At 61.9% G+C, this 9025-nt stretch carries 7 protein-coding genes and 1 pseudogene; 2 read left to right on the plus strand and 6 right to left on the minus strand.

Annotation, left to right across the window (positions count from 1 at the left end):
- The first annotated feature begins 175 nt into the window (after positions 1–175).
- Together RUW20_RS09415 and RUW20_RS09420 are read left to right on the plus strand one after the other, a co-directional pair.
- Complete coding sequence (locus RUW20_RS09415; RefSeq protein WP_313951946.1) at positions 176–976, plus strand: PEP-CTERM sorting domain-containing protein; 801 nt, start codon at positions 176–178, stop codon at positions 974–976.
- Between the two features lies 1 nt (position 977).
- On the plus strand, positions 978–1325 hold the full coding sequence (locus RUW20_RS09420; protein WP_313951979.1) for a LysR substrate-binding domain-containing protein: 348 nt from the start codon (positions 978–980) through the stop codon (positions 1323–1325).
- Positions 1326–1408: 83 nt separating this feature from the next.
- Here the strand turns inward: RUW20_RS09420 and RUW20_RS09425 are convergent, their stop codons facing one another.
- The 6 genes and pseudogenes from RUW20_RS09425 to RUW20_RS09450 form a co-directional block, all read right to left on the minus strand.
- Positions 1409–1849 carry a hypothetical protein gene (locus RUW20_RS09425; protein WP_313951947.1) on the minus strand — a complete coding sequence of 147 codons (441 nt, stop codon included), beginning with the start codon at positions 1847–1849 and terminating at the stop codon, positions 1409–1411.
- Positions 1850–1970: 121 nt separating this feature from the next.
- Positions 1971–4193, minus strand: coding sequence for a carboxy terminal-processing peptidase (locus RUW20_RS09430; protein WP_409559336.1), 2223 nt, complete (start codon positions 4191–4193; stop codon positions 1971–1973).
- A gap of 218 nt (positions 4194–4411) precedes the next feature.
- A complete protein-coding gene (locus RUW20_RS09435; protein ID WP_313951949.1) occupies positions 4412–6397 on the minus strand; it encodes an acetoacetate--CoA ligase in 1986 nt (661 codons plus the stop codon).
- A 17-nt stretch (positions 6398–6414) separates the two neighbouring features.
- Positions 6415–6822 (minus strand): thioesterase family protein, encoded by a 408-nt coding sequence (locus RUW20_RS09440; RefSeq protein WP_313951950.1) that lies wholly within the window; start codon positions 6820–6822, stop codon positions 6415–6417.
- A gap of 116 nt (positions 6823–6938) precedes the next feature.
- Positions 6939–8732, minus strand: a complete 1794-nt coding sequence (locus RUW20_RS09445) for an acyl-CoA dehydrogenase C-terminal domain-containing protein (protein WP_313951951.1) — start codon at positions 8730–8732, stop codon at positions 6939–6941.
- A 29-nt stretch (positions 8733–8761) separates the two neighbouring features.
- Positions 8762–9025, minus strand: a pseudogene (locus RUW20_RS09450) (hypothetical protein); the annotation flags it as partial.

Consider the following 9025-nt stretch of genomic DNA (forward strand, 5'->3'; position numbering starts at 1 on the left):
ACACTTTTCTGGACTCGCTTGGCAAACGCAGATACCCGCTCAACAAACGTCCATTCAAGCTATTGCTTTAACTCCTTGTTTCCTGCACGAGAGCGTTCTGGCACGCAACTTGCGCCGGCACTCGACAGGGAGTGTGCCTTGTGAGGCGGCCCCCTGTATTGTCATACCACCAAACTTGGAGCACATCATGAAATCACGACATATACTCTGGTCAGCCATCTTGCTAACCGCAAGCTCGCTCGCCGCCGCTGCACCGGTCCCCATCGACCTGAATACCTGGGCACAGCGCGGTCCGGCGGCGAACGGCACTTGGACGGTCGCTGCCGGTGGCGCTTCGGTGTTTCAGTCGATCAACGGTGACCCCACTTTTTTCGTTGGTCCAGGCAGCCAGATCAATACGACGATTCGTGGCTCGATCAAGGTCGAGACAACCGGCGATGACGATTTCATCGGATTCGTGTTCGGTTTCAATGCTCCCGCGTCCACCGGCAACGACATGAACTTTGTGTTGTTCGACTGGAAACAGGCGAACCAAACCGATGGCGGATTTCTTGCTCAAGAAGGCTTTGCTCTCAGCAGGGCAAACGGCACTATCACCAACTATTCGCCGGGCTTCTGGGGGCACACCAACAGCACCGGCTTCGACGTGCTGGCGACGAACTACAGTTCGACCCTTGGCTGGGCCGACAACACCGAATACGACTTCGAGATTCTCTATCAGAGTGGGCGGATCAAGATCGACATCGCGGGCGGTGCTTTTGGGACCGGCCAAACGGTCTTCGATATTGCCGGATCGTTTCCCGACGGGCAGTTCGGTTTCTATAACTACTCGCAATCGTCTGTTCGTTACGCCGGCTTGACCGAAGAGATCACCCCGCCACCGCCGTCGAACCAAACGCCAGAACCAGCATCGCTGGCGTTGATGGGGATTGGCCTGGTGGGCTTGATGGGCTTGCGCCGCAGGAAAAAGGTCTGAGATTGACCGAAGGCGTGATACCGCAAGAGAGCCGGCCTTAGGCCGGCTTTCTCGTTCCCTTGCCTTTGCTGCCGCCACGAAGGCGAAAACACGCTGCACTTGCTCCGTCTCCGACGCCATGGAATTCGGCACGCTCGACGGCATTCTGGGCTGTGTTGCGGTTGGCCTGGGGTGGACGCTGATGCCGCGGCGAGTGGTCGAGCAATCGATCCACGCCAGCGACCTGGCCGTGCAGACGCTACCTGACGAATTCAGCCAGGTGCCGACAGGCCTGATCTACCTCACAGGCGCCCCGCCGATGGCGGCGCTTAAAACGCTCAGCAGGGCGGTGGCCAGCGCCACTCTCTGAAGGAAGGCGCCACGCACGGCGCACACGGCTCTGACGTCTGCGGAGAGCGCTCGCCCTTCGCTGTACAGCGCTGCCGCTGACTGTCAGCGCCCGGGCAGTACGACCTCGATCGTCTTGCCGCCGTAGCCGAAAGTCTTGTCGCGGCCTTCGATGATCACCGCGCGTACGCCACCGGGTACCTGCATATCGTAGAGGTCACGCGTGAATGGTTGCTCGCTGGCATGGTCATGGAAGAGCGTACGCTCCCCGTAGACACTGCCGTCCCTGCCCATGACGCGAAAGGCGTCGGCATAGCGTTGCGGCGTGTCGTAAGGCGATGAGAGCGTGACATCGAAGTTGAAGCGGTCACCGCCACGTGGCTGCACCGTGGCGGCCAGAACGTCGGGGTACTTCTGCAGCGCTGCATCGGCCGCGTACGCCGGGGAGCCTGCCAGCTCAAGAGCAAGCAGAACGCCGAGAGCAGCAAGCTGAGCACGGCAAGGCCGCATGCGTGGCATCGCGTAGTTCGATGTTGCCTTGTTCATTTCGCGTTCCCTCCCCTGGGCGCTCGTCGGCAATCTCGCCAGCAAGCCTGGCGTGGTCGTGCCAAAGCGGAACCGGTGGCTCCCGGTACCAACCGCCGCTGCACGCGCAGCTTCCACATTCTCAGCGAATGGTCGCTGGAGCAGGTGCCGGCTGCAGAATCTGACCGGGGATCATCGAGGAATCCGGCTGGTGACGTGCAGCCACCCTGTTTTCGCGCTGCAGCAATCCCACCTGATCACCGAGAATATGGGCGGCCTCTTCCAGCAAGATATCCTTGGCGTTCTTGCGCGCTTTCTCTGCCGCCAGCTCATTGCCGAGATCGCGTTCGTCAGCCTGTAGGCCATCGTCCCGGGATCGTGCTCTGCTTCCCGCATCGTCTTCATCGCCGCGAGGGCTGGCGCTGGCACTCTTGCCGTCGCCTCGCAATTTCTCTCGCAAGGCCGCCCTGGCCTCCTGTGCGTCACGTTCCTGGCGCCTTTCCGCCTCGTTCAGGGAGATTGAATTCCTCTTGCGAAGGCGGCTTATTTCGGCCACATCCTCCTTCAGAAACTGAAAGTCCTGCACAGTTTTGACACGCGCTTCATGACGCATTTTCAAGCTCGGCAGGAGCGCTCTCGGATTGCCTTGCAGTGCATAATCCGTAGCCTGGATTTTTACCCAGGGGAGCGCATTCTCGAAGCTTGATTCCCCGGAGCTTTCCTCGTCAGTAAACGACGGGAAGCTTATGTCCGGCTCTACGCCCCGGAGTTGCGTGGTGCCTCCACTGATGCGGAAAAACTGGGCAATGGTCATTTTCAAGTCGCCGAGCTCCGGAGTCTTGTCTTTGACGAAGCGATTGAGACTGACCATCGTTTGCACCGTGCCCTTGCCGAAACTGCGCTCGCCAATCACCAGGCCACGGCCATAGTCCTGAATTGCAGCGGCAAATATCTCGGAAGCAGACGCCGACTGCCGGTTTATGAGAACAGCCAGAGGCCCGTCCCAGGCAACGATGGCGTTGCTGGCCCTGGCCACGGTGACGTCGCCTTTGGCATCGCGCTGTTGGACCACTGGCCCAGCGCCAATAAACAGTCCGGACAGCTCCACCGCCTCCGCCAACGACCCGCCGCCATTGTTGCGCAGATCCACCAGGACACCGTCGACCTTGTCCGTCTTCAATTCATCCAGCAGACGAGCCACATCGCGGGTCGCGCTCTTGTAGTCCGGGGCGCCTCTTCCCCGCGCCGCAAAATCCGCATAGAAGGTGGGCAGGGATATCACTCCGATGCGGTGAGTCGTCTTTCCATCAGCGACGGTGATCACCGATTTTTTGGCCGCTTGCTGTTCCAGTGTGATCGTCTTCCGCGTGAGGGAAACTACCTTGTGCTTGCTGTCGGGGCCGGCATCGGCGGGAACTATGTCCAGCAGCACGATGGTGTCGGGTTCGCCGCGAATCTGCGCCACCGTGTCGTCCAGGCGCCAGCCGAGGATATCGGTCATGGCTCCGTTCTTGCCTTGCGCAACCCCGACGATGCGATCGCCGGGCTTCAATTGCTCCGAGAGTTGGGCTGGGCCGCCCGGAACGAGTTCGCGAATGACCGTGTAATCATCTTTCTGGGTCAGTGCGGCCCCAATCCCCACGAGAGAGAGCCGCATTGAAATGTCAAAATCCTCGGCAGCCCTCGCTCCCATGTAGTTGGTATGGGGTTCGATGGCCGTCGCGTAGGCATTCATGAACAGTTGGAAAGCGTCTTCGCTCTTGGTCAGGCCAACTCGCCGCAGAGAGTGTTCATAACGCTTGTCGAGCGTCTCGACAATGCTCTTGTCGTCCTTGCCGGCCAGCTTCAGTCGCAACCAGTCGTTCTTTACCCGCGCACGCCACAGCTCATTGATCTCCTGCCCGGATTTCGCCCAGGCCGCCTTTTCCCGACCATATTCGTAGCGTTCCTTCCCGCGAAAATCGAAACCGTCGGCAAGCAAACTGCGGGCGTATGTGAAACGCTCGACGACGCGTTGCGTATAGAGATTGAAGACGGCAAAGGGAAGGCCAAGGTTTTCAGTGTAGATTGCGTCATCAAATCTGGTGCGCGCGGCCTTGAGTTGATCAATGTCGCTTTGCACAAAGAAAAGCTTCTCGCCGTCGAGCATTTTCAGGTAGCGTTCGAAGATTTTTTCTGACAGTGCGTCATCCAGGGGAAGTGCCTTGTAGTGGTGTCGCGTGAGCAATTCCGCGGACAGGCGCGCTGCTTTCGACTGTTCCGACAACGGCTGCAAGGGCGGAACGGCTTGCGTCGCCAGGTCGGGCGAGGCGGCCTGCACGCCGGCTGCCGTCAAGAACACTATCCACAACAGCATCTTTTTCATTGATGTCCTGCCTCGTCGAGCCGCGGACTTCCGCAACCTGGGGAAATAACGATATTGCTGCTACTGCCTTCCGCAAGCAAAGGGAATAGCGACAGTGATTGTTGGGTGTTCGCCATACTAGCGAAGAATCACCCGATTTATCGGGCGAAAAGACGGCTCGTTCGCTCATCACCCATCGACGACGAAAAGGAGCGGAAGGGAGTTTGCAGCTGGCGCACTCAGCTCTGCAATTCAACACGCTCCCGGAAGAACGCCAGCGCTTCCGGATTGGCCAGTGCTTCGACGTTCTTCACCGGCCGGCCATGAACCACGTGCCGTACCGCCAGTTCGACGATCTTGCCGCTTTTGGTGCGCGGGATGTCGGCTACCTGCAGCACGCGCGCCGGCACGTGCCGCGGCGTGGTGTTCTGGCGCACCTGCTGCTTGATGCGCTCGATCAGCGCGTCGTCGAGAGTCAGTCCTTCACGCAGCTTGACGAACAGCACCACGCGTACGTCGTGCTGCCAGTCCTGGCCGATGACCAGCGACTCGACGACTTCCGGCAGTTGCTCGACCTGGCGGTAGATCTCGGCGGTGCCGATGCGCACACCACCGGGGTTGAGCACGGCATCGGAGCGGCCGTGGATGATCATCCCTGCGTGGGCGGTGAGCTCGACGAAATCACCGTGACACCAGATGTTGGGGAAGCGATCGAAGTAGGCGGCATGGTACTTGGCGCCATCCGGATCGTTCCAGAAACCGACCGGCATCGCCGGGAACGGCGCGGTGCAGACCAGCTCACCGCGCTCGCCTTTGCCAGCTGGAATCGGCTGACCGTCGTCGTCGAAGACGTCCACCGCCATGCCGAGGCCACGGCATTGCAGCTCACCGCGGCACACCGGCAGGATCGGGCTGCCCAGCGCGAAGCACGAGAGGATATCGGTGCCGCCGGAGATCGACGCCAGCAGCAGGTCGGCCTTGATCTCGCGATAGACGTAGTCGAAGCTCTCCGGGGCCAGCGGACTACCGGTCGAGAACATCGCCCGCAAGGACTGCAGCCGGTGCGTCTCGCGCGGTTTGAGACCGGTCTTGGCGAGGGCGTCAATGAACTTGGCCGAAGTGCCGAAGTGGCTCATGCGCTCGGCGTCGGCGTAGTCGAAGAGAATCGTTCCCGGCTTGCCCGAGGCGCCGACGATGAACGGCGAACCATCGTAGAGCAGTAGCGTCGCCCCGGAGGCGAGGCCGGACACCAGCCAGTTCCACATCATCCAGCCACAGGTGGTGAAGTAGAAAACGCGGTCGCCGGGCTTGACGTCGCCGTGCAGCTGGTGCTCCTTGAGGTGCTGCAGCAGCGCGCCGCCGTGGCAATGCACGATGCACTTGGGAACGCCGGTGGTGCCCGAGGAAAACATGATGAATAGCGGCTGATCGAACGGTAGCGGCACGAACTCGATCACGCCAGCGCTGAACGGCGCGACAAAGTCGGCGTAGCGCTGGCCGTTGCGGATCGGCGTGACATCCGGCGCGTCGTCGAGGTAGGAGACGACCAGGCAGCGTTCCACGGTCGGCATTTGCGCGGCGATTTCGGCGTTCTTGGCCAGGCAGTCGACGCGTTTGCCGTTGTACCAGTAGCCGTCGACGCAGAGCAGCAGCTTCGGTTCGATCTGCCCGAAACGATCAAGAACACCCTGGACGCCGAAATCGGGCGACGCCGACGACCAGATTGCGCCGAGCGAAGCCGTGGCGAGCATGGCGATCAGCGCCTCGGGCATGTTCGGCAGGTAGGCGGCGACGCGATCGCCGCGGCCGATACCAGCGGCCTGCAGTGCCTGCGCAAAGCGCGAAACCTGCGCACGCAGCTCGTGGTGAGAGAGGCGCCGCTTGACCTGGTCCTCGCCCCAGAAAACCAGCGCGTCGCTCGCCGCTTCGTCTGCGCCGTGGCGCAGCAGGTTCTGCGCGTAGTTCAGTCGGGCTTGCGGAAACCAGCGCGCGCCGGGCATCCGGTCGCCGTCCTCCAGCACAACCTCGCCGCGCTCGCCGAGCGCGCCGCACTCGTCCCAGACCGACGTCCAGAACGCCTCGGGCTCGGCGACTGACCAACGCCAGAGGCTGGCGTAATCGCTGCAGCCGGCATGCCAGCGGGCGTTGACTGCCTTGATGAAAGCACTGAGCCTGGCTGCGTCGATACGTTCGGCGCTCGGGCGCCAGAGAACTTGCTGATCCATCCCCCCTCCTCCTTGCTTCAGTCAGACAACTTGGCGCGCCACTGTTCCGGAATCGCCACCGACTTGCCGCTGGCGACATCCATCCAGACGATCTTGGCATCGCCCGTGGCATAGAGCGTTTCGTTCCCCTGCAGGCGAATCTCGTAGTGCGTCGGCACGCTGCTGCGTCCCGGCTGCCCGCAGAACATCCTCACTTCGACCAGACCGGGATAGTTGAGGGGCACCAGGAAGGTACACGCGGCATTGATGATCACCGGCGCCGAACCGCGCGGCATCACCGTGAAACCGAGGGCCTCCAGATACTCCACACGGGCCTGCTCCATGTAGCGGAAATAGATGGTGTTGTTGACGTGTCCGTAGGCGTCCAGGTCGCCCCAGCGAATCGACATCACGCTGCTGTGGACGAGCTTGCGTTGGCTGTGCATTGCATTGTTTCCTGTAGGCTTGCTGCGGGTGACGGGCGCGCCTGCCCCGGGGTTCCGCGGCAAGGCCGCCCGCGGTCGAACTGCCGGGTGGTCGCCGGCGCCCCGAGGACTGCCGCTCAGAACATGTCTTCGGCCAGACCCATCACGCCTTCGGCGCCATCGGTCACGCTGCTCGCCAGCCCCGGCGCTCCGGAGAGCACATGGTCGGCGTAGAAACGCGTGGTGATGACCTTTGCGGCGTAAAAGGGATCAGCGTCTCCGCCATCGATTTTCGCTTGTGCGATCAGCGCCGCACGCGCCATCTGCCAACCACCGGAAACGATGCCGAGCAAGGTCAGGAAGGGCACGGCGCCGGCTGATGCGGCACGCACATCGTCACGATAGGTGGCGACCAGCCAGTCGCCGGCTGCCGCCAGCGCATCCACGCCAGCGGTGAGGCGGCTGCGAATGGCCGGAAAATGGCCACCCTCCTGCCCGGCCAGCTCGGCATCGAAGGCGCGCATGGTGGCGATCAGCGCCTTTAACGTGGCGCCGCCTTCGCGGGCAATCTTGCGACCGATCAGGTCGTTGGCCTGGATGCCGGTGGTCCCTTCATAGATCGTCGAGATCTGCGCGTCGCGCAGATGCTGTGCGGCGCCGGTTTCTTCGACGTAACCCATGCCCCCGTGCACCTGAACGCCCATCGAGGCGATGGTCACGCCGCTTTCGGTGCTCCAGCCCTTGACCACGCCGATCATCAGGTCAACGAAAGCCTGGTTGCGCTTGCGTTCGGCGACGTCGGGATGATGAACTGCTGCGTCGTGTGCGGCAGCGACCACATAAGCCAGTGCCCGTGTCGCCTCGGCGTGCGCGCGCATGGTCATCAGCATGCGACGGACATCGGGATGGGCGATGATCGCCACTTTCGGACCGCCACGCACGCCGACGTCGGTGCACTGGATGCGGTCGCGCGCGTAGTCGCGCGCCCGCTGGTACGATCGCTCGCAAGCGGCAACGCCTTCGAGACCGACGCCGAAACGCGCCGCGTTCATCATGATGAACATGTACTCGAGGCCGCGGTTCTCCTCGCCGACCAGATAGCCGATCGCGCCGGCATGGTCACCGAAAGCCATGATCGCCGTCGGGCTGGCGTGAATGCCGAGCTTGTGTTCGATCGATACGCAGTAGGCGTCGTTGCGCTCGCCAAGGCTGCCGTCGTCATTGACCATGAACTTCGGCACCACGAACAACGAGATTCCCTTGACCCCTTCCGGGGCCGTCGGTGTCCGCGCCAGCACCAGGTGGACGATGTTCTCGGCCATGTCGTGCTCACCGTAGGTAATGAAAATCTTCTGCCCGAAGACCTTGTAGGTCCCGTCGGCCTGCGGCTCGGCGCGGGTGCGCACCGCGGCGAGGTCGGACCCGGCGTTCGGTTCGGTGAGGTTCATCGTTCCGGTCCATGCGCCGCTGACCATCTTTTCGAGATAGTCCTTCTTCAACTTCTCGGAACCCGTGAGCACCAGCGCTTCAATGGCGCCAGCGGTGAGCAGGGGACATAGCGAGAAGGAGTGATTGGCGGATTTCCACATCTCGCCGACGGCGGCCGAAACCAGCTTGGGTAGTCCCTGACCGCCCCATTCGGGCTCGCAGGCCAGTGCTGGCCAACCACTGTCAGCGAAAAGCTTGTACGCCTCCTTGAAGCCAGCCGGCATGGTCACCGTCTTGTTGTGCCATTTGGCCCCTTCCAGGTCACCCGAGATGTTGAGTGGCGACAGTACCTCCTCGGCAAACCTCGCCGCCTCTTCGAGAACCGCATCGACCAGATCGGGCGTCGCTTCCTCGCAACCCGGCAGCTGCGCCACTTGTTCAAGGCCGGCGAGTTCCTTGAGCACGAACTGCATGTCACGGATCGGGGCAATGTATTCGCTCATTTGTATCTCCTTCAGAGGTGCTAGTGAAACTAACCGGCGGCCTGGCGGGCCACCATGAGGTCGATAAAGAACAGCAATTCCTCGACTACCGGCAAGGTAAAACCACTGCGCCGACCGTCACGGTGGTCACGCAGGAGCTTCTGCAGATAGACAAGACACTCCGGTTTTCCCCAGAGCGCCACGATCCGGTCGCGAATCCACGGCATTTCTTCCACGCTATCTGCCTTTTCCCGAGCCATTTCCCGAGCCTTCTCATGCGCCGGGTCGAGCGGCGTGGACTCGTCTCCTTCTCG

The organism is Accumulibacter sp. (genome assembly GCF_032229525.1).
GTDB lineage: Bacteria > Pseudomonadota > Gammaproteobacteria > Burkholderiales > Rhodocyclaceae > Accumulibacter.

Excerpts from the sequence above, each read along its gene's own strand:
- RUW20_RS09435 (WP_313951949.1), bottom strand. The coding sequence starts at position 6,397 with ATGGATCAGCAAGTTCTCTGGCGCCCGAGCGCCGAACGTATCGACGCA.
- RUW20_RS09445 (WP_313951951.1), bottom strand. The coding sequence starts at position 8,732 with ATGAGCGAATACATTGCCCCGATCCGTGACATGCAGTTCGTGCTCAAG.
- RUW20_RS09440 (WP_313951950.1), bottom strand. The coding sequence starts at position 6,822 with ATGCACAGCCAACGCAAGCTCGTCCACAGCAGCGTGATGTCGATTCGC.
- RUW20_RS09430 (WP_409559336.1), bottom strand. The coding sequence starts at position 4,193 with ATGAAAAAGATGCTGTTGTGGATAGTGTTCTTGACGGCAGCCGGCGTG.
- RUW20_RS09425 (WP_313951947.1), bottom strand. The coding sequence starts at position 1,849 with ATGAACAAGGCAACATCGAACTACGCGATGCCACGCATGCGGCCTTGC.